At 61.7% G+C, this 639-nt stretch carries 1 pseudogene; it reads right to left on the minus strand.

The features are described from left to right. Positions 1-639 (minus strand): annotated as a pseudogene (locus EOA60_RS36080) (1,4-alpha-glucan branching enzyme); the annotation flags it as partial.

Below are 639 nucleotides of genomic sequence, written 5' to 3' on the forward strand. Positions count from 1 at the left end.
TTGTGATGGTGCTTGCGGTAGATCGGCTCCTTGGAGAAATACTCCAGCGTGTCGTGCATGAAGCCCATGTTCCATTTGAAGCCGAAGCCGAGCCCGCCTTCATGCACCGGCTGCGATACCTTCGGCCATGAGGTCGATTCTTCGGCGATCGTCATCACCCCGGGATGATGGCCGTAAAGCTCCTTGTTCATCTTCTGCAGGAAGCTGACCGCCTGCAAATTCTCGCGCCCGCCTTTCTCGTTGGGGATCCACTCGCCTGACCTGCGCGAATAATCGAGGTAGAGCATCGAGGCGACAGCGTCGACGCGCAAACCGTCGACATGGTATTTTTCGGCCCAGAACAGCGCGTTGTTGACGAGGAACGACACCACCTCGCGGCGGCCGAAATTGTAGATGGCGGTATTCCAGTCGGGGTGAAAACCCTGGCGCGGGTCGGCATGCTCGTAGAGCGCGGTGCCGTCGAACTTCACCAGCCCATGCTCGTCGACGGGGAAATGCGCCGGCACCCAGTCGAGGATGACGCCGACGCCGGCACGATGCGCACCGTCGACGAAGCGGGCGAAGCCATCGGGATCGCCGAAGCGCGCGGTCGGCGCATAAAGGCCGGTCGTCTGGTAGCCCCAGGACGGATCGTAGGGG

The organism is Mesorhizobium sp. M1A.F.Ca.IN.020.06.1.1 (assembly GCF_004023265.1).
Classification (GTDB): Bacteria; Pseudomonadota; Alphaproteobacteria; order Rhizobiales; family Rhizobiaceae; genus Mesorhizobium.